The organism is Modestobacter versicolor, from assembly GCF_014195485.1.
GTDB classification, from domain to species: domain Bacteria; phylum Actinomycetota; class Actinomycetes; order Mycobacteriales; family Geodermatophilaceae; genus Modestobacter; species Modestobacter versicolor.
Window position 1 is genome coordinate 2,175,957 of the sequence record NZ_JACIBU010000001.1, and the last position, 16,632, is coordinate 2,192,588.

Here is a 16,632-nt window from a genome sequence, read left to right on the forward strand (position 1 = left end):
CCACTTCCCCGCGGGAGGTGGGGAGCTCACCACTCGGTGCGGACGACGACCTCGATCCCGATGGCGAGCACCACCGACAGCAGCAGCCAGAGGTGCCGCTGCCAGCGCGGCAGGAAGGCGGTCGCCGCGAGCACCCAGACGTAGAACGGCAGCCAGATCCGCTCGGTCTCCCCGCGCACCAGGCCGGAGACGTCGCTGACCAGGATCCCGGCCAGCGCGGCCAGCGGCAGCAGCGCCAGCCGGCTGCGCCGCAGCGAGGCCAGCCCCGCGACGGCGGCCGGCCCCAGCGCGAGCGCGGCGGCGGCGAGGTTGGAGAAGACGAAGAACCCCAGCGGCCGGTCGGCGTAGGAGGGCCCGGTGCGCACCCGGTCACCGGCCGCGGCGAACCCCTCCACCCACCAGTAGCCGCCGATCGCGAAGACGGCGACCACCACCAGCACGCCGACCGCGCCGACGGCGAGCACCCGGGCCACGCCGCCCCGGCCCAGCTCGCGGCGGTGCACCAGCACGACGGCGAGCGCCACCAGGCCGAGCGCGGTCAGCCCGAAGGACAGGAAGAGCGCCAGCCCCAGCACCAGCCCACCGGCCAGCGCCCGGAGGTCGGCGCCGCGGCCCGGTGCGCGGGCGGCCGCCGTCGCCAGCAGCGCGATGCCCCACGCGGCGACCCCGGCGAACAGCGCGTCGGCGCTGGTCGCCACCCACAGCGCCACCGGTGCCAGCACCAGGAACGGCGCGACGGTGCGGGCCGGCTCCTCCCCCGCGACCGCCCGCACGGTGACCAGCACGGCGGGCACCGCCAGGGCACCCCCGGCGATGCACAGCGCCGCGGCCCAGCCCAGCCCGGTCAGCCCGACCCGGTCCAGCAGCACGAACGCCAGCAGCGCGCCCGGCGGGTGCCCGGACACGTGCGTCGTCCAGGGGTCGGCGGAGTCGGCCGGCACCGAGTCGACGAAGCCGGCGAGGAAGGCCCCGATCGAGCCGACCCGCGGCACGTCGTGCGGGTACTCGTAGACCGAGTCCAGCGGCGCCCGGAGCCGGTCCTCCCCCGAGGTGCGCGCCAGCGCCACGGCCCAGCCGGCGGCGGTCAGCGCCGAGGCCGGGAGCAGCAGCCGCCAGGGCACCCGGGCGGCCAGGGCGGGCCCGAGCAGCACCCCGGCCAGGCCGACGACCACCGGCAGCCACACCCGCGGGGTCCAGACGACGTCGAACTGGCCGCGGAGCACCCAGCCGCCCTGCAGGTGCAGGACGACGCCGTCCAGCGTCAGCTGCCGCCCGATCCGACCCACCACCAGCACGAACCCGACCACCAGCGGCACGGCCAGGAACGGCGGCCACCACCGCGAGCGGCCGCCCGGGTCCGCCTGCGCCGGCGGGTCGGACACGGCGGTGCTCACGGGAGGCGAGCGTAGGTGGGTGCCCGCGGCCCGGCCATCGAGGGACGATGATCACGCGGTGCGGGGTGTCGCCGGATGGTTGCAAGGCGCAGCGCGGCTCGACCGACCACCATCATGCGACAGCGCACTCGTGCTGACCGACTTGGAGGACGTCCTGTGGCTGGTGGACTCGTAGCGCTGCTGGACGACGTGGCGGTGCTGGCCCGTGCGGCCGCCGCCTCGATCGACGACATCGGGGCCGCCGCCGGGCGGGCCAGCGTGAAGGCCGCCGGGGTCGTCGTCGACGACACCGCCGTCACGCCGCAGTACGTGCACGGCCTGAACGCCGACCGCGAGCTGCCGATCATCCGGCGGATCGCCCTCGGCTCGCTGCGCAACAAGCTGCTGATCATCCTGCCGGCGATCCTGCTGCTCAGCGAGTTCCTGGACTTCCTGCTCACCCCGATCCTCATGGTCGGTGGTGCCTACCTCTGCTACGAGGGCGCGGAGAAGATCTGGCACCGGGTGAAGCCGCACGCGGAGACCCACGCCGAGGTGGAGGACGCGCTCCCGGACGAGAAGACCATCGTCACCGGGGCGGTGCGCACCGACTTCATCCTCTCCGCCGAGATCATGGTCATCTCGCTCAACGAGGTGGTCGACCAGGGCTTCTGGTCCCGGGCGGTCATCCTGGCGATCGTCGCCATCGGCATCACCGTGCTCGTCTACGGCGTCGTCGGCCTGATCGTGAAGATGGACGACGTCGGGCTGCACCTGTCCCAGCGGTCCAGCAAGGGCGTCGCCAAGGTCGGCCGCGGGCTGGTCAAGGGGATGCCGAAGCTGCTGAGCGCGCTCACCGTGATCGGCACCGCCGCGATGCTGTGGGTCGGCGGCCACATCCTGCTGGTGGGCACCGACGACCTCGGCTGGCACGGGCTCTACGACGTGGTGCACCACCTCGAGGAGGCCGCGCACGACGCCACCGGCGCGCTCGGCGGGCTGGTCGGCTGGCTGGTGAACACGTTCGCCAGCGCGCTGCTCGGGCTGGTCGTCGGCGCCCTGGTGGTGCTGGTCATGACCTTCACCGTGCACCGGCGCAAGCAGGAGAAGGGCGCAGCGGCGCACTAGCCGCCGGTCAGCAGCCCCGGCAGCCGGGCGAACTCGGCGGCGAGCAGCCCGGGTGCTGAGGTCGGTCGGCGAGGAGCTCGCCGCGGGGTGACATCCGCGGAGGGCCCCCGCACCGAAGACCAGGCGATGACCGAGGACCGCAGCTACCGTCCGTCCGTGCCGGACGTCGTCTTCCCCTGCCTCGACGAGGCCGGGGCGCTCCCCCAGGTCCTGACCCGGCTGCCCGCGGGCTACCGCGCGATCGTGGCCGACAACGGCTCCACCGACGGCTCGGCGCAGATCGCCGCCGACCACGGGGCGACCGTGGTCACGGTCCCGCAGCGCGGCTTCGGCGCCGCGGCCCACGCCGGGCTGGAGGCCGCCACCGCCGACGTCGTCTGCTTCTGCGACGCCGACGCCTCGATGGACCCCGCCCAGCTGCCGCGGGTCGCCGGCCCGGTGCTCGCCGGGGAGGCCGACCTGGTGCTCGGCCGGCGCCGGCCCACCGCCCGGGGCGCCTGGCCGCTGCACGCCCGGGTGGCCAACACCGCGCTGGGCGTCATGCTCCGCCGCCGCACCGGCCGCTCGCTGCACGACCTCGGCCCGATGCGCGCCGGGCGCCGCGAGGCCCTGCTGGCCCTGGGCATCACCGATCGCCGGTTCGGCTACCCGTTGGAGATGGTCACCCGGGCGGCCGACGCCGGCTGGCGGATCGTCGAGGTGGACGTCGACTACGCCCCGCGCGCCGAGGGCACCAAGTCCAAGGTCACCGGCACGGTGCGGGGCACCCTGCGGACCATCAACGACATGCGCAAGGTGCTGGCCCGTTGAGCGGACAGCATCGTGAGCATCGCAGCGAGCGCCAGCGAGCGAGGAGCGGAGCGATGCGCGGGAGCGACGATGGGGTGACCCAGCTGCTGGTGATCACCAAGGCGCCGGTGCCGGGCCGGAGCAAGACCCGGCTCAGCCCGCCGTGCACCCCCGACCAGGCGGCCGCGATCGCCGCCGCGGCGGTCGGCGACACCCTGGACGCCGTCCGGGCCACGCCGGTGCAGCGCCGGGTGGTCGCCCTGGACGGCGCACCGCGGGACCTCGACCTGTCCGGCTGCGTCGTCGTCCCGCAGGTCGAGGGCGACCTCGGCACCCGGCTGGCGCACGCCTTCGCCGACGCCATGGCCGCACCGGACGGCGAGCTGCCCACCCTGCTCATCGGGATGGACACCCCGCAGGTGACGCCGGAGCTGCTCGCCGACGCGCTGGACCAGCTGGTGGCGGCCGGCCCCGGGACGGCGGTGCTCGGCGTCGCCCCGGACGGCGGCTGGTGGGCGCTGGGCCTGCACTCCCCCGCCGCAGCTCTCGTCCTGCCCGACGTCCCGATGTCGCGCGGCGACACCGCCGTGCTCACCCGCGCCGCCCTGGAGCAGGCCGGGCTGACCGTGCTGGACCTGCCGGAGCTGACCGACATCGACCACTTCCCCGACGCCGTGGCGGTGGCCGCGTTGTGCCCCGAGGGCAGCCGCACCCGCCGGGTCGTCGACGACGTCGCCGCGTCGCTGACGTGACCCCCACCGTGACCGGCGCCCTGGACCGGGTGCTCGGCGCCCGGCTGCCGGCCCCGCCGGAGCAGCTGCGCCGCGGCCCGTTCCGGCGCGGCGCGTTCGCCAGCCCGCTGCACTCCGAGCGGCGGGCGGCCCGCACCGGCGCCTTCCTCGGCATCGCCTTCACCGTCTGCTTCCTCACCGGGCTGATCAGCCACTGGGTGCAGCAGCCGCCCGGCTGGTTCAGCTGGCCCGCCTCGCCGTCCTGGCTCTATCGGGTCACCCAGGGCACCCACGTGGCGACCGGCCTGGCCTCGATCCCGCTGCTGCTGGTGAAGCTCTGGACCGTCTACCCGAAGCTGTTCGAGTGGCCGCCCGCCGGCTCGCCCAGCCGCGCGGTCAGCCGGCTGGCCGTGCTGGTGCTGGTCGGCACCAGCGTCATGCAGCTGCTCACCGGGCTGATCAACATCGCCGAGTGGTACCCCTTCGGCTTCTTCTTCACGACGACGCACTACTGGACCGGCTGGATCGCGATCGGCGCCGTCCTCGTGCACGTCGGCGCCAAGGCCCCGGAGATCCGCCGCGGGCTGGCCCGGCGCGGGTCGCCGGCCGCGACCGCCGGGCTGGACGACGAGCAGGCCGCCGAGCTCACCGCCGTCGACGACGAGGCCGAGACCGGCGGCGTCCCCCGCCGGGCGTTCGTGCTCGCCGCCGGGCTCGCCGTCGGCGCGGTCACCCTCACCACCGTCGGGCAGTCGTTCACCCCGCTGGCCCGGGTCTCCGTGCTCGGGCCGCGCATCGCCGGCGTCGGGCCCCAGGGCCTGCCCGTCCGGCAGACCGCGGAGAAGGCCGGCACCACCGACGTGGGCGCGGACTACCGGCTGGTCGTCGAGGGCCCGCAGCGGCTGGAGCTGTCGCTGGCCGACCTGCAGGCGTTCCCGCAGCGCACCGAGCGGCTGCCGATCAGCTGCGTGGAGGGGTGGAGCGCGAACGCCACCTGGACCGGCGTCCGGCTGGCCGACCTGCTCGAGGCGGCCGGGCTGCCGCCGGGCACCGAGGTCACCGTCGAGTCGCTGCAGACCGGCGGGCTCTACCGGGTGTCCACCGTCTCCGCGCCGCACGCCCGCAGCCCGCGCACCCTGCTGGCGCTGCGGCTCAACGGCGAGGAGCTCGCCCCCGACCACGGCTACCCGGTGCGGCTGATCGCGCCGAACCGGCCCGGCGTGATGCAGACCAAGTGGGTCACCAGGGTCGCTCCCGGCACGGGCGGGATCGGCGGGTGAGCCTCGCCGACGAGGCCGGCCGCGCCACCGACCCGCGCGCTGCGGACCGGGTGCCTGCCGACCCCTACGCCTCCGACCCGCGCCGGCCGGCGACCAGCGCGCTCACGCCCTGGTGGCGCTGGCTGTTCCTGCTGCCCGGGCTGGCCGCGGTGCTGTACGGCGTCCGGGGACTGCTGACCGCGGGCGGCCGGGTGCCGCTGGACTCCTGGCTGACCTGGTTCATCGGCAGCGCGCTGCTCAGCGACCTGGTGATCGCCCCGCTGTGGATCGGGCTGGGCTGGCTGTCCGCCCGGCTGCTGCCCCGGGCCGCCCGCCCGGCGGCGGTGGTGGGCGCCGCGGTGAGCGGGGTGCTGGCCCTCGTCGCGCTGCCGTTCGTGCTGGGGAAGGGCTACGACCCGGCCAACCCCTCGTTCCTGCCCCGCGACTACGGGCAGACCCTGCTGGTGCTGGTCGTCGTCGTGCTGGCCGCCAGCGCGGTGTGGGCGGCGGTCGCCGTGCTGCGCGACCGCCGCCGCACCGGCTCCCCGGCCTAGACCGCCGCGGCCCGCTCCACCATCCGCCGGCTGGCCGCGGTGCCGGCCAGCACCAGGCTGCAGCCGACGGCCGCCGAGCCGAGGAAGAGCAGCACGCCGACCGGCTCCCGGGCCAGCTGCGCGGCGAACGGCGTGATCAGCACCAGCGCGGTCAGCGCCGCACCGCCGACGCAGACCGCCAGCGGGATCCAGGTCTCCCGCATCCGCGCGGCGTGCAGGACGGCGACCTCGGTGCCGGCCAGGTGCAGCGTGCGGTACTCGGGCGCCTGGTCCAGCACCCGGCCGGCCTGGGTCACCCCGGTGGAGACCGCGGCGATGAGGGCGGCGATCACCAGGGTCACCGCCGTCCCGGTGGCGAGGTCGACCCCGAGGTGGTCCTCGCCGTCAGCACTCGCGCCGAGCCCGGGGCTGACGCTGAGCACCCCGGCGACGAAGGTGACCAGCGCGACCCCGCCGACGCTGCGCCAGGCGGCCTTCGGGTCGTCGGCCATCCGGCGCCCGGCCAGCAGGGTGGGCACCGTGCCCGCGCGGCGGGCGACGACCCGGCCGAGCACGCCGATCAGCCAGGGGCCGACCAGGTTGAACACCCACATCGCCCCGCTCAGCGTCCCGACGAGGAAGGCGATGAGCACCAGGTCGCCGACCCGGAGGAACCCGTTGGCGCCGAGCAGGAAGAGCCCGACCAGCCCACCCAGCGGCAGCAGCCGGGCCGCCGACAGGGCGCTGACCCGGGTCCGGCGGGCGACGCCGAGCGGGGTGATCGCCACCCGCCGCAACCCGGCCAGCGCCGACGCCAGCGCGACCAGCGGCACCGCCGGCAGGGCGACGACGCCCCACCAGCCGACCCACAGCTCGCCCACCGCGAAGGCCCGGCCCTGGAACTGCAGCAGCGCCACCAGCGGCAGGGTCGCGCCGTACAGCGCCGCGCCGGCGAGCGCACCGGCCACCGCCTGGACCAGCGCGTCGGCGAGCGCCATGCCGGTGACCTGCCCGGTGGTCGCACCGGCCAGCCGGAGCGCCGCCAGCCGGGCGTTGCGGCGGGCGACGGCCAACCGGGCCGCCGCGCCCCCGAGGGTGACCAGCGGGACCAGGATGAGCGCGGCCGCGGTCATCGCCAGCACGACGTAGAAGTCGGCATCGTCGTCGGCGGAGCCCGCGGCCCGGTCGACGAACGCGCGGACCCCGCCGAGGGTGGTCAGCAGCGCCCAGGTGACGGCGGAGAAGGCGACCACCGCCAGCCCGGTGGTCAGCCGGTCCGGCCCCTGCCGGCGGGCGAGCGACCACCACAGCCGCAGCGCCGCGCTCACCGGGCGACCCCGCCCGGGACGGTCCGCCGGTCCTCGACGAGCCGGCCGTCGCCCATGGTCACCACCCGGCCGCACCAGGCGGCCACCCCGGGGTCGTGGGTGACGACGACCAGCGCGGCGCCGGCGGCCGAGGTGGAGCTGACCAGCACGCTCATCACCTCCTGACCGGTCGCGGCGTCCAGCGCGCCGGTCGGCTCGTCGGCGAAGACGACGCCCGGCGAGGTGACCAGCGCCCGGGCGATCGCCACCCGCTGCCCCTGCCCACCGGAGAGCTCTCCGGGACGGCGCTGCTCCAGCCCGGCCAGCCCCAGGTGGGCCAGCCAGCCGGCCGCGCGCTCGGTCGCGGTGCGCCGGTCGACGCCGGCCAGCAGCAGCGGCAGGGCGGCGTTCTCCACCGCCGGCAGCTCGGGCAGCAGCTGCCCGGACTGGAAGACGAAGCCGAAGTCCGACCGGCGCAGCACCGTCCGGCGGGCGTCGGGGAGCTGGGCCAGGTCCTGGCCGCGCCAGCTCACCGAGCCGGAGGTGGGCCGCACGATGCCGGCCAGGCAGTGCAGCAGCGTCGTCTTGCCCGACCCCGAGGGGCCCATCACCGCCAGCGACTCGGCGGCCAGGTCGAGGTCGACACCGGCCAGCGCGTGCGCGGCGGCTGACCCGTTGCCGTAGGTCATCCGGAGGGCCCGGGCGGAGAGGATGGTGGTCATGCCGAGCAGCGTCGGTCCTGGCGGCCCGCGGGCGCGTCGGCCCGCGGGCTGATCTCCGGCGGCCGGGTCCACCGCCGGTCGTACGACCCGCGGGTTTCACCCTCCGCTCCGCGGGCAGCCTGCCGCGGTGAGCGCACCGACCGACGCCCCTGCCGGCCGCCGCCGGGTGCTGCTCTCCGGGCTGCTGCTGGGGCTGGGCGCCGCCGGCGCGATCGACGAGATCGTCTTCCACCAGCTGCTGCACTGGCACCACTTCTACGACCGGGCCAGCGGCGCCGCCGGGCTGGTCTCCGACGGGCTGCTGCACGCCGGCACCTGGTCGGCCACCGTCGCCGGGCTGGCGCTGCTCGCCGACGTCCGCCGGCGCCGCGGCTTCGCCCCGGCCACCTGGTGGGGCGCGGTGCTGCTGGGCGCCGGTGCCTTCCAGGTCTGGGACGGCGTCGTCCACCACAAGGTGCTGCGGCTGCACCAGGTGCGCTACGGCGTCGACCTCACCGGCTACGACCTGCTGTGGACCGGCGCCGGGGTCGCCGTCCTGCTGGCCGGGGTGCTGCTCCTGCTGCGCGGCCGCCGCACGTGACCGCCGCGGTCTGGGCGGTCGCCGCGGCCGCCGGGTGGCTGTACCTGGCGGCGGCCGCCGGGCGCTCCTGGCCCGCGGGCCGGACGGTGAGCTGGCTCGCCGGGCTGGGCTGCGCCGTCGCCGGGCTGACCGGGCCGCTGGCCGCCGCGCACACCGACCTGCACGCGCACATGGCCGCCCACCTGCTGCTGGGCATGGTGGCGCCGCTGCTCCTGGCGCTGGCCCGGCCGGTGACGCTGCTGCTGCGCGCGCTGCCGGTCGGGTCGGCGCGCCGGGTGAGCCGGGTGCTGCGGACCGCCCCGGTGCGGGTGCTCACCGACCCGCTCGTCGCGACCGCGGTGAACGCGGCCGGGCTGTGGCTGCTGTACGGCACCGGGCTGCTCGGCACGATGCTGCGCTCAGCGCCGGTGCACCTGCTCGTCTCGGTGCACGTGCTGCTCACCGGGTGGCTGGCGACCGCCGCCGTCCTGTCGCTCGAGCCGACGCCGCACCGCCGCGGCGTGGGCACCCGGGCGGCGGCCCTGGCCGCCGGCATGGCCGCCCACGACGTGCTGGCCAAGACGCTCTACGCCCACCCGCCCGCCGGGGTCACCGGCGCCGAGGCGGGTGCCCAGCTGATGTACGACGGCGGCACGGTGGTGCACCTGGCGGTCGCCGGCCTGCTCTGGCGGCAGTGGTACCGCTCGCGGGCGTCGGTGCGCGCCGCCGCCCTCGCCTGACCTGTGGTTCGGCACAGTTGTGCTCTGCTCCCTCCCCGGGAGCAGAGCACAACTGTGCCGAGAGGTGACTCAGCCGGGGTGGCGCTCGGCGAACGCGGCGAACCGGCGCAGCGAGTACCGGACGCCGGCGGCCATCACCGGGCGCACCAGCGGCCAGCCGGCCCGGCCGAGCGCCCCGAGCGGCAGGTCCAGCCCCTCGGACCAGACGAACGTCGACCCGCCGTCCGTCCGCGGCCGCACCTCGAAGGTGCCGGTACCGCGCACCACCCGGCCGGTGTGCCGGACGTCGACCCGGCGCGGGAACTGCCAGTCGGTGATCAGCATGGTGTCCAGCACCCCCAGCCGCCGGCCGCGCAGCAGCCCGCGGGGCAGCTTCACCCCGGTCACCGCCGCCAGCCGGCCGCCCACGCCCTGCCCGTCGCCGTCGACCGCGCGCACGTCGGTCAGCAGCATCCACTCGCCCTGCCGGTCCCAGTCGACCAGCGCCGCCCAGACCTGCTCCGGCGGCGCGTCGACGTCGACCTGCTCGGTCAGCTCAGGCACCGGTGCTCTCCTCGGTCTCGGTGACCACGGGGGTGCCCTCGGGGTCGGTGTCCTCCGCGTCGGCGCGGCCGGCCGGCCGGTCGGCGGCGTGCGCGCCGACCCGGGCCGGGACCGCGGCCCGCAGCTCGGCGATCTCGGCGTCCCGCTCGTCGAGGGTCTGGGCGAACTGGTCCAGCAGCCAGTCCACCTCGGTCATCCGGTAGCCGCGGAGGGCGACCGAGATGCGCAGCGCGCGCACGTCGTCGCCGACCACGGCCCGGTCGTCGGGCAGCTCGACCGGCGACCGACCGAACTCCGCCGGGGGCTGGGTCTCCCCCCGGCCCAGCAGCAGCGAGCCGCCGAGGAAGAGCAGGCCACCGACCACCAGCAGGCCGATGACGAAGACGACGCCGGCCACGGTCAGTCGTCGACCGGGGCCGGTGCGGGCACCGGGTCGCCGGGCGGCGGCTCGGCCGCGGCCTGGGCGCGCGAGGCGTCGGCGGCCTGGATCAGCGCGACCGCCTCGTCGACGTCGTCGGTGACGTGCAGCAGCTCCAGGTCGGCCTCGCTCACCGTGCCCTGGGCCAGCATCGACGTGCGCACCCAGTCGACCAGCCCGGACCAGTACTCGCTGCCGAAGAGGATCACCGGGAACCGGGTCACCTTGCGGGTCTGGACCAGGGTCAGGGCCTCGAACAGCTCGTCGAGGGTGCCGAAGCCGCCGGGCAGGATGACGAAGGCCTGGGCGTACTTGACGAACATCGTCTTCCGCACGAAGAAGTAGCGGAACAGGATGCCGACGTCGACCCACTCGTTGAGCTCCTGCTCGAACGGCAGCTCGATGCCCAGCCCGACCGACATGCCCCCGGCGTCGCAGGCGCCCTTGTTGGCCGCCTCCATCGCGCCGGGGCCGCCGCCGGTGATGACGGCGTAGCCGGCGTCGGCCAGCGCGGCGCCCAGCCGCACGCCGGCGGCGTAGTACTCGGAGTCGCGCGGGGTGCGGGCGCTGCCGAAGACGCTGACCGCCCGGGGCAGCTCGGCCAGCAGCCCGAATCCCTCGACGAACTCGGCCTGGATGCGGAGGACGCGCCACGGGTCGGTGTGCACCCAGTCGCTGCCGTTGCGCCGGTCGAGCAGCCGCTGGTCGGTCGTCGTCCCGTCCATCGCCGGGTCGGGCTCGCCGCCGCGCAGGGTGATCCCGCCGCGGTGCCGGATCGGGCGTCGTCGGCGGTCGTCGTCACTCATCGCTTGCCTCCGCACTCGTTACGCTCCTCGCTCGTTCCTCGCTGCGATGCTCGCTCGCGCGTCGGCTGCGCCAGGGTCTCGCTCATGCGTCACTCCCGCTGAGGTAGGCGATCAGGGCGTCCTCGGCCGGCTGTAGCCGGTCCACGCGGACGTGTTCGTCGACGGTGTGGGCCAGGTTCGGGTCGCCCGGGCCGTAGTTGAGCGCCGGGATGCCGAAGGCGGCGAACCGGGCGACGTCGGTCCAGCCCAGCTTCGCCCGGGCCGGCTGCCCCACGGCGGCCAGGAACGCCGCGGCGGCCGGCTCGCCCAGCCCGGGCAGCGCCCCGCCCGAGGAGTCGGTGAGCTCCAGGGTGACCCCGGCGTCCAGCGCCCCGGCGAACACCTCGCGGACGTGCGCGAGCGCCTCGTCCTCGTCGCGGTCGGGGGCGAACCGGAAGTTCACCGTCACCCGGCACTCGTCGGGGACGACGTTGCCGGCCACCCCGCCCTCGATCCGCACCGCGTTGAGCCCCTCGCGGTAGGTGAGGCCGTCGATCTCCACCTCGCGCGCCCGGTACGCGGCGAGGGTGGCCAGCACCCCGGCCGCGCCGTGCACCGCGTTCACGCCCAGCCACGACCGGGCGCTGTGCGCGCGCGTGCCGGGCACGGTCAGCACGACGCGCAGGGTGCCCTGGCAGCCGCCCTCGATGACGCCGTCCGTGGGCTCGAGCAGGATCGCCAGGTCGCCGTAGAGCCAGCCGCGCCGTTCCCTGGCCACCCGGCCGAGGCCGTTGCGCACCGCCTCGACCTCCTCGTTGTCGTAGAAGACGAACGTGACGTCGCGGGCCGGCTGCGCCCCGGGGACGCCGAAGCGGGCGGCCAGCCGGAGCATCACCGCGTCCCCGGCCTTCATGTCGCTGGTACCGCAGCCGTAGAGCCGCTCCTCGCCGTCCACCATGTCCAGCCGGCTGGGCAGGTTGTCCGCGATGGGCACGGTGTCCAGGTGCCCGGCCAGCACGATCCGGGTGTCCCGGTCGAGGTTGGTGCGGGCGAGCACGGCGTCACCCACGCGCTCGACCTCCAGGCCGCCCAGCCCGCGCAGCGAGGCCTCGACGGCGTCGGCCAGCGCCTGCTCGGACCCGGACACCGAGGGGGCGTCGACGAGCCGGCGGGTGAGGGTGAGGACGTCGGCGGTCAGGTCGAGCTCGGGCAGCGGGTCGCTCACGCCCCCGAGCGTAGTGAGAGGCCCCAGCCGCGCCTCGGTAGCGTGGGCGCCGTGACGAGCGCAGAGCAGACCACCGGCGCGAACGGCGTCGGGCTGGCCACCCTGACCGCCGACGGGACCGTGCTGGACACCTGGTACCCCGCCCCTGCGCTGAGCAGCGCCGACCAGGGCGAGACCGGCACCCAGCTGATCGGCGTCCTGGAGCTCGAGGGCCTGCTCGGTCCGGACTTCTCCGGCCTGGTCCGCACCGACGACGCCCGCGGGGTGCAGGTGGTCGCCGTCGTCACCACCATCGCCGACCTCTCCGCGCCCCCGGTCGACGCGCACGACGTCTACCTGCGGCTGCACCTGCTCTCGCACCGGCTGGTGCGGCCGCACGGGGTCAACCTCGACGGCCAGTTCGGGCTGCTGGCCAACGTCGCCTGGACCAGCGCCGGCCCGGTGCTCGGCACCGAGCTGGACGCCGCGCGCGCCCGGCTGCGGGTCGCCGGCGGCGGGCACCTGACCGTCTTCGGCGTGGACAAGTTCCCGCGGATGGTCGACTACGTGCTCCCCACCGGCGTCCGGATCGCCGACGCCGACCGGGTGCGACTCGGCGCCCACCTCGCCGAGGGCACCACGGTCATGCACGAGGGCTTCGTCAACTTCAACGCCGGCACGCTCGGGCCCTCGATGGTCGAGGGCCGGATCAGCGCCGGCGTCGTCGTCGACGCCGACTCCGACATCGGCGGCGGGGCCTCGATCATGGGCACCCTGTCCGGCGGCGGGAAGCAGGTCATCTCGATCGGCAAGGGCTGCCTGCTGGGCGCCAACGCCGGCATCGGCATCTCCCTCGGCGACGGCTGCGTCGTGGAGGCCGGCTGCTACGTCACCGCCGGCTCCAAGGTGACGCTGCCCGACGGCACGACGATCAAGGCCGGCGAGCTCTCCGGCCGCGACGGCCTGCTGTTCCGCCGCAACTCGGTCAGCGGCGCGCTCGAGGCCCTGCCGCGCAACGGCGACTGGGGCGCCCTCAACGCCGCCCTGCACGCGAACTGACGCAGCTCTCGGCGCCGAGAGCTGGCCGTTCCCTCAGCCCAGGTCGTCCGGGCCCGGGGTCTCGGGGGTGTTGGACGGCGCGAGGGCCGGGTGCGTGAGGTGCTCCAGCAGCGCCACGGTGAACTCCTGCGGGCGCTCGACGTGCGGTGAGTGGCCCACACCGGGCAGCAGCGCCTCGCGGTAGCGCCCGCCGCTGGCCGCGTACCGGTCGAGCACGGCGCGGGTCTGGGTGACCATCGGCTGGGGCGGGAAGACCGCCTCGCCCGGCCACCCGGGCACCGCGCCGACCGAGCCGAGGAAGGCCAGGTCGAAGGCGGAGGTGTCGGAGACGATCTGGTCGGCGTCGCCGCGCACCCAGAGCACCGGCGGCTTCACCGGCAGGTCGACGATCCCGGAGACGTCGAGCACCGTGGGCGCCATGGTGTTGAGCACGCCGCGCTCGCCCGGCGCCGTCCCCGGCCAGGCCTCGACCGCCGTGGCGTCGCCCGGGTAGTGGTCCGGGCCGGTGCGGGTGGTGAGCATCGAGGCGACGAACACGTCCTCCATCGCCGGGTCGAGCGGCAGCGAGCCGGGCGCCACGTAGAAGGCCCGCAGGATCGACCGCGGGCTGGTCGGGGCGTCGGCGGAGGTGTCGCCGGCGGCCAGCGCGGCCACGAAGTCCGGGTTCGCCGCGCCGCCGCCCGAGCCGGTGCCGTCGGGGTGCACGCGCTGGCCGTCGTGACCGGTGGTGCCGCCGAAGCCGTACGGCGACACCGGCGCCACCAGGACGACGGAGGAGATCCGCTGCGGGGCGTCGAGCAGGTGCTGCAGCACCACGCCGGCGCCCATGCTCCAGCCGACGAGGTGCACCCGGTCCAGGCCGAGCGCATCGATCAGCGCACCCAGGTCGTCGGCCCAGTCGCGCACCCCGCGCCGGGCGTCGACCGGCAGCGGGTCGGTGCTGCCGTACCCGCGCAGGTCGACGGCGAGCGCACGCCAGCGCGGGTCGAGGGCGAGCAGCTGCGGCTGCCAGAACGCCGCGGAGCTGACGTTGCCGTGCACGAACAGCACCGCCTCGCCCCCGCCGAACGGGTCGGTGCCCTCGGCGTGCAGCACCTGCTGGGTCAGCCGGGCGGTGGGCACGGGGGTGGCGGTGACGCCGGGGAGCAGCAGGTCAGCGGGCACGGGGCGGCTCCAGAGGTCCGGCCGGGTCGGCTCCCGGCGTCCCCGGCAGGCTAGTGGGACCGCGGCACGAGCACCGCGACTCCCGGCCCGGCGGCGCCGGCCCACCTACCATCGGGGGCGATGGCGAGCACCCGGGTCGGCAGCCGCCCGCCACCGGCCCGCTCGACGCGGCCGCCGGCCCGCCGGAAGCGCCGCCGCGGCCCCGCCCGTTCCCTCGTCCCGTTCGTCGTCGTCGCGGTGCTCGCCGCGGTCGTCGGCCTGCTCTGGGACCGCCGCGAGGAGGCACCCCCCTCGGTGACCAGCCAGTGCACCGTGCCCGGCACGGACGTCCAGCTCACCACCGAGCAGGGCGCCAACGCCGCCACCATCGCCGCCGTGGCCCGCTCGCGCGGGCTGCCCGCCCGGGCCACCGTGATCGCGCTCGCCACCGCCCAGCAGGAGTCGCGGCTGCGCAACCTCGACTACGGCGACCGCGACTCGCTCGGGCTCTTCCAGCAGCGCCCGTCGCAGGGCTGGGGCTCGCCCGAGCAGGTGCAGGACCCGGTCTACGCGGCGGGGAAGTTCTTCGACCGCCTGGTCGAGGTGCCCGGCTGGGAGGCCGGCCGGCTCACCGAGGTGGCCCAGGCGGTGCAGCGCAGCGGCTTCCCCGAGGCCTACCAGCAGTGGGAGCCGATGGCGAGCGCCGTGGCCGGGGCGCTGCTGGCCACCACCCCCGACGCGCTGCGCTGCTCCTTCTCCCCCACCGCCGCCGGCGGTGGCGACCGCACCGCGGTGCTCACCGAGGCGGTGCGCCGCGAGGCGGGGGCACCGACGGTCGGGTCCGACGGCGCCGTCTCGGTGGCCGGCGCCGGGTGGCCGGAGGCCAGCTGGGCGGTCGCGCACGCCGAGCGCCTCGGGGTCGGCGAGATCCTGATGGACGGCTGGCGGTGGACCCCGCTGACCGGCTGGGCGTCCTCGCCGAGCGCCTTCACCCTGCCGCTGCAGCTGCGGCTGTCCTGACCGCTCAGCCGGTACCGGCGAGCGCGACGACCAGCAGCGCCCCGGCGGCCAGCGAGGCGGCGGTGCGCACCGTGTTCCACGCCGTCCACCGGCGCAGGTAGTCGCCCCACTGCTGCACGGCCGACCCGTCGGCGCCGGCCAGCGCGTCGTTCAGCGGGACGTTCGCCGCCACGGTCACCCCGACGGCCCCGACCAGGTGGAGCGCCGCCCCGGCCAGCACCAGCGGACGGCGCTCGCCCGCCAGCTCCCAGCCGGCCAGCAGCAGGCAGAGCACCGCCGCGCCGAGGAACAGCGCCATGAACGGCGGCCGGACGGCGACCCGGTTGACCGACTGCATCGCGGCGATCCCGGCCGGGCCGGGCAGCGCGCCCAGCGCCGGCATCACCATCAGGCTGAACACCGCGAAGGCGCCCGCGACGAGCAGCGTGCCCAGCGCCGTCCCCAGCAGCAGGACGTCCCGGGCCGTCACGTCCAGCACCCCGCGGTGGCGGCGCGCCGCACGTGGTCGGCCAGCTCGCCCGCCGGGCGGCCCAGCACCTGCTGCACGCCGTCGGTGGGCCGGGAGTTGCGCCCGTCGAGGACCTCGGTGAACAGGTGCGCCAGCAGGTCCAGGACGTCGTCCGGCACGCCGTGCCCGGCCAGCTCGGCCCGGAACGCGGCGAGCGGCACCGACCGGAAGACGACCGGCCGGCCGCGGGCCGCGGAGATCTCCCGCACCACGTCGGCGAAGGAGAGGGCGCGCGGCCCGGTCAGCTCGTAGGTGCGGCCGGCGTGCCCGTCGTCCAGCAGCGCCAGCACCGCCGCGTCGGCGATGTCGTCGGCGTCCAGGAACGGCTCGACGACGTCGCCCACCGGCAGCGCGAGCTCCCCGGCGGCCACCGCCTCGGCGAACTGCCCCTCGCTGAAGTTCTGCGCGAACCAGCTGCAGCGCAGCACCGTGCACGCCAGGCCGGTGCCCCGGGCCACCTGCTGCACCGCCTGCTCGGCCCGCTGGGCGCCCGGCTCACCGCGGCCGGACAGCAGCACCACCCGCTGGACCCCGGCGGCCGCGGCCCGCCGGGTGAACGCCGCCACCGTCGCGTCGGCCCCGGGGACGGCGAGGTCCGGCGCGTAGGCCAGGTACACCCCGGTCACCCCCCGCAGGGCGGGGTCCCAGGTCGCCGGGTCCGCCCAGTCGAGCACGCACTCGCTGCTGCGGGACGCGACCCGCACCTGCTCGCCCCGTGCCTGCAGGCGCTGCACGATGCGGCTGCCGGTCGTCCCGGTGCCGCCTGTCACCAACTGGATCCGTGTCATGCCCCCAGTCCAGCGGCCGCGGG

At 76.3% G+C, this 16,632-nt stretch carries 19 protein-coding genes; 9 read left to right on the plus strand and 10 right to left on the minus strand.

Annotated elements, in window-relative coordinates:
* Positions 1 to 26 precede the first annotated feature (26 nt).
* A complete protein-coding gene (locus FHX36_RS10635; protein WP_183513719.1) occupies positions 27 to 1,394 on the minus strand; it encodes a hypothetical protein in 1,368 nt (455 codons plus the stop codon).
* Positions 1,395 to 1,550: 156 nt separating this feature from the next.
* Here FHX36_RS10635 and FHX36_RS10640 point away from each other — a divergent pair, with 156 nt between their 5' ends.
* The 5 genes from FHX36_RS10640 to FHX36_RS10660 all read left to right on the plus strand — a co-directional run bounded on the left by FHX36_RS10640 (position 1,551) and on the right by FHX36_RS10660 (position 5,834).
* Positions 1,551 to 2,501: a DUF808 domain-containing protein gene (locus FHX36_RS10640; protein WP_110553696.1), complete on the plus strand. Its 951-nt coding sequence runs from the start codon at positions 1,551 to 1,553 to the stop codon at positions 2,499 to 2,501.
* A 156-nt stretch (positions 2,502 to 2,657) separates the two neighbouring features.
* The gene (locus tag FHX36_RS10645) at positions 2,658 to 3,311 is read left to right on the plus strand and encodes a glycosyltransferase family 2 protein (RefSeq protein WP_343056593.1); all 654 of its coding nucleotides are present in this window, start codon (positions 2,658 to 2,660) and stop codon (positions 3,309 to 3,311) included.
* A 53-nt stretch (positions 3,312 to 3,364) separates the two neighbouring features.
* Positions 3,365 to 4,042: a TIGR04282 family arsenosugar biosynthesis glycosyltransferase gene (locus tag FHX36_RS10650; RefSeq protein ID WP_110553693.1), complete on the plus strand. Its 678-nt coding sequence runs from the start codon at positions 3,365 to 3,367 to the stop codon at positions 4,040 to 4,042.
* On the plus strand, positions 4,039 to 5,301 hold the full coding sequence (locus FHX36_RS10655) for a molybdopterin-dependent oxidoreductase (protein WP_258372983.1): 1,263 nt from the start codon (positions 4,039 to 4,041) through the stop codon (positions 5,299 to 5,301). Before FHX36_RS10650 ends, FHX36_RS10655 begins: the two co-directional genes overlap by 4 nt.
* Positions 5,298 to 5,834 carry a hypothetical protein gene (locus tag FHX36_RS10660; protein WP_110553691.1) on the plus strand — a complete coding sequence of 179 codons (537 nt, stop codon included), beginning with the start codon at positions 5,298 to 5,300 and terminating at the stop codon, positions 5,832 to 5,834. The genes FHX36_RS10655 and FHX36_RS10660 overlap by 4 nt, the downstream gene beginning before the upstream one ends.
* On the opposite strand, the gene FHX36_RS10665 is transcribed toward FHX36_RS10660, so the two are convergent.
* Both FHX36_RS10665 and FHX36_RS10670 read right to left on the minus strand, forming a co-directional pair.
* On the minus strand, positions 5,831 to 7,141 hold the full coding sequence (locus tag FHX36_RS10665) for a hypothetical protein (RefSeq protein WP_183513721.1): 1,311 nt from the start codon (positions 7,139 to 7,141) through the stop codon (positions 5,831 to 5,833). The genes FHX36_RS10660 and FHX36_RS10665 overlap by 4 nt on opposite strands.
* Positions 7,138 to 7,842, minus strand: a complete 705-nt coding sequence (locus FHX36_RS10670; RefSeq protein ID WP_110554404.1) for an ABC transporter ATP-binding protein — start codon at positions 7,840 to 7,842, stop codon at positions 7,138 to 7,140. Before FHX36_RS10670 ends, FHX36_RS10665 begins: the two co-directional genes overlap by 4 nt.
* Positions 7,843 to 7,969: 127 nt before the next feature.
* On the opposite strand from FHX36_RS10670, the gene FHX36_RS10675 reads away from it, so the two are divergent.
* Both FHX36_RS10675 and FHX36_RS10680 read left to right on the plus strand, forming a co-directional pair.
* Entirely contained in the window at positions 7,970 to 8,422 is a 453-nt protein-coding gene (locus FHX36_RS10675) for a DUF2243 domain-containing protein (RefSeq protein WP_110554403.1), read from the plus strand.
* The gene (locus tag FHX36_RS10680) at positions 8,419 to 9,141 is read left to right on the plus strand and encodes a cytochrome c oxidase assembly protein (protein ID WP_183513723.1); all 723 of its coding nucleotides are present in this window, start codon (positions 8,419 to 8,421) and stop codon (positions 9,139 to 9,141) included. The genes FHX36_RS10675 and FHX36_RS10680 overlap by 4 nt, the downstream gene beginning before the upstream one ends.
* Before the next feature lie 69 nt (positions 9,142 to 9,210).
* On the opposite strand, the gene FHX36_RS10685 is transcribed toward FHX36_RS10680, so the two are convergent.
* The 4 genes from FHX36_RS10685 to dapE all read right to left on the minus strand — a co-directional run bounded on the left by FHX36_RS10685 (position 9,211) and on the right by dapE (position 12,112).
* Positions 9,211 to 9,684 carry an SRPBCC family protein gene (locus tag FHX36_RS10685; RefSeq protein ID WP_110553672.1) on the minus strand — a complete coding sequence of 158 codons (474 nt, stop codon included), beginning with the start codon at positions 9,682 to 9,684 and terminating at the stop codon, positions 9,211 to 9,213.
* On the minus strand, positions 9,677 to 10,081 hold the full coding sequence (locus FHX36_RS10690; protein WP_110553671.1) for a DivIVA domain-containing protein: 405 nt from the start codon (positions 10,079 to 10,081) through the stop codon (positions 9,677 to 9,679). Before FHX36_RS10690 ends, FHX36_RS10685 begins: the two co-directional genes overlap by 8 nt.
* A 2-nt stretch (positions 10,082 to 10,083) precedes the next feature.
* Positions 10,084 to 10,908 (minus strand): LOG family protein, encoded by an 825-nt coding sequence (locus FHX36_RS10695; protein WP_110553669.1) that lies wholly within the window; start codon positions 10,906 to 10,908, stop codon positions 10,084 to 10,086.
* Positions 10,909 to 10,990: 82 nt separating this feature from the next.
* The gene (gene dapE / locus FHX36_RS10700; RefSeq protein WP_110553667.1) at positions 10,991 to 12,112 is read right to left on the minus strand and encodes a succinyl-diaminopimelate desuccinylase; all 1,122 of its coding nucleotides are present in this window, start codon (positions 12,110 to 12,112) and stop codon (positions 10,991 to 10,993) included.
* A gap of 51 nt (positions 12,113 to 12,163) precedes the next feature.
* Between dapE and dapD the strand changes: the two genes are divergently transcribed.
* Positions 12,164 to 13,150, plus strand: coding sequence for a 2,3,4,5-tetrahydropyridine-2,6-dicarboxylate N-succinyltransferase (gene dapD / locus FHX36_RS10705; RefSeq protein ID WP_110553674.1), 987 nt, complete (start codon positions 12,164 to 12,166; stop codon positions 13,148 to 13,150).
* A gap of 33 nt (positions 13,151 to 13,183) precedes the next feature.
* On the opposite strand, the gene FHX36_RS10710 is transcribed toward dapD, so the two are convergent.
* Positions 13,184 to 14,314, minus strand: a complete 1,131-nt coding sequence (locus FHX36_RS10710; RefSeq protein WP_110553666.1) for an alpha/beta hydrolase — start codon at positions 14,312 to 14,314, stop codon at positions 13,184 to 13,186.
* Between the two features lie 120 nt (positions 14,315 to 14,434).
* Here FHX36_RS10710 and FHX36_RS10715 point away from each other — a divergent pair, with 120 nt between their 5' ends.
* Positions 14,435 to 15,313: a hypothetical protein gene (locus FHX36_RS10715; protein WP_183513724.1), complete on the plus strand. Its 879-nt coding sequence runs from the start codon at positions 14,435 to 14,437 to the stop codon at positions 15,311 to 15,313.
* Positions 15,314 to 15,317: 4 nt separating this feature from the next.
* Here FHX36_RS10715 and FHX36_RS10720 read toward each other — a convergent pair whose 3' ends face one another.
* Both FHX36_RS10720 and FHX36_RS10725 read right to left on the minus strand, forming a co-directional pair.
* On the minus strand, positions 15,318 to 15,782 hold the full coding sequence (locus FHX36_RS10720; RefSeq protein WP_220036081.1) for an anthrone oxygenase family protein: 465 nt from the start codon (positions 15,780 to 15,782) through the stop codon (positions 15,318 to 15,320).
* Positions 15,779 to 16,609 (minus strand): NmrA family NAD(P)-binding protein, encoded by an 831-nt coding sequence (locus FHX36_RS10725; protein WP_181428937.1) that lies wholly within the window; start codon positions 16,607 to 16,609, stop codon positions 15,779 to 15,781. The genes FHX36_RS10720 and FHX36_RS10725 overlap by 4 nt, the downstream gene beginning before the upstream one ends.
* Between the last annotated feature and the right edge of the window lie 23 nt (positions 16,610 to 16,632).